Origin of the sequence: Methylobacter svalbardensis, from assembly GCF_037671525.1 — a bacterium.
Lineage (GTDB): Bacteria > Pseudomonadota > Gammaproteobacteria > Methylococcales > Methylomonadaceae > Methylobacter_A > Methylobacter_A svalbardensis.
On sequence record NZ_JAWPOH010000163.1, the window covers coordinates 1 to 1,582 of the forward strand.

2 protein-coding genes are annotated in these 1,582 nt (G+C 53.3%); both read right to left on the minus strand.

The annotated features are described in order from the left end of the window. Positions 1-94 precede the first annotated feature (94 nt). Entirely contained in the window at positions 95-1,084 is a 990-nt protein-coding gene (locus RW114_RS20560) for a tetratricopeptide repeat protein (RefSeq protein WP_340124592.1), read from the minus strand. After that, positions 1,027-1,392 carry a hypothetical protein gene (locus RW114_RS20565; protein ID WP_479687049.1) on the minus strand — a complete coding sequence of 122 codons (366 nt, stop codon included), beginning with the start codon at positions 1,390-1,392 and terminating at the stop codon, positions 1,027-1,029. The genes RW114_RS20560 and RW114_RS20565 overlap by 58 nt, the downstream gene beginning before the upstream one ends. Between the last annotated feature and the right edge of the window lie 190 nt (positions 1,393-1,582).

A 1,582-nucleotide genomic window follows, 5' to 3' on the forward strand; every position in this document is an offset into this window, starting at 1 on the left:
AAATCGCAGCATGGCAAGAAAAAAGAAATGCTATTGTTCGACCTATGGAATGGCGCTTTACTAATGAGGACGCTCGGGTAAAGTTGAAGAAACTTTATCCGACATTACAAGAATGACTGAGTACTAGCGCCTGTTGGCCAAGTTCCAGCGCCTTGTCATGTTCACCTAATTTACTGAGGTAACTGGCAACATAGGCTAGAGATCTTGCCGTATCGGGATGCTCATCTCCAAACAGCTTACGCTGGATGACCAGCGCCTGTTGGCCAAGTTCCAGCGCTTTGTCGTGTTTGCTCAATTTGCTGTATTGCATAGCAAGATTGGCTAATGACATTGCCGTATCGGAATGATCTTCCCCATACAGCTCGCGCCGAATGACTAGCGCTTGTTCCACCAGTTTTAGAGCCACTTTGTTGTTACCCATGCGCGAAGTCACAGTAGCCAAATCGTTAAGCAAATGGGCCTGCAAGGCGGCGTCCTTCTGAGCCGATTGATCGTACAATGCCAGCGCACGTTCAATACCGCGCTTCGCGTCCCCATAACGGCCCCAATGGTAAGCCGGATAGGCTTGCAGCCAAATCATGCGAACTTCCAGCAAGGTAAACCCCAGGCGTTCGGCGTTATGCCGCCAGGCTTCCAGATGATCCAGGCCTGCTTCGAATACGGGTAGATCGCGGAAATCTTGTCGATGTGCCTCGAACCAATCTCCCAAGCGCAGACCACAACATTCCACCCAATCACGCCGCGTTTCCAGCGGCACATCCTCGCGGCGCACTTCGCGTACCAAACGGTGAATGGCGTAACGCTCGCCGTCAGGCTGTTGCAGGATGCGCAAAGCCACTCCCAGTGACAAGGCCCCATAAAGGCCGGAAGGCTTGTCCTGGCCCAGAGAGGCGCACAGCAGGGACAGCGACATAGGCGCCGAGCCGCTCCAAGTGAGCAAGTCGAGCACTTCCCGCAACAAGGGTTCTTCCTCAAACAGGGTTTCGTTGATCTTGAGGGTGGAATAAATATCCGCTTCGTGAAAGGTCAGGCTTTCCCCTCGCAAGTGAGCGGGGAAAGCCGATTTGGGGTTGTCGCGTAGCAATTCCAGGTATTGCCCCAGCTCACTGTATGGCGGCGGCGCAAATAGGCTCCGGCCAGTTCCAGGGCCAGCGGCAGACCGTCCAGGCGTTCCACGATCAATCGGGCGGCCTGGGTTTCTTCCTCGCCATCCGGCTCCCTATTGGCTTCCTGCACCAATAATTGCAGACCCAGTTCCGGCGTCAGGATATTCAATGCCACCGGATTAAAACCCGGCTGCTCCACACGGCTGGTCACCAGTATGTGCGGACTGGCCTGCGGCTTGGGCAGAAAGTCTTCGATGGTCGCCAATTGCTCCAGGTTATCGAACACGATCAGGCAGTCCGAGGTTTCCCGCAGGCGGCGGAGGGCGGTTTGGATTTTGAAGGGCTGATCTAGGCTGTCGAAATACAGCAACTTTGAATGTATTTTGATTTCCCGACTTATGGATTGATTCGAGTGGGTTTTAAAGTTGAATGGATTGCATTAAAATGAACATTAAAACAACGCACTCGTTCAATTA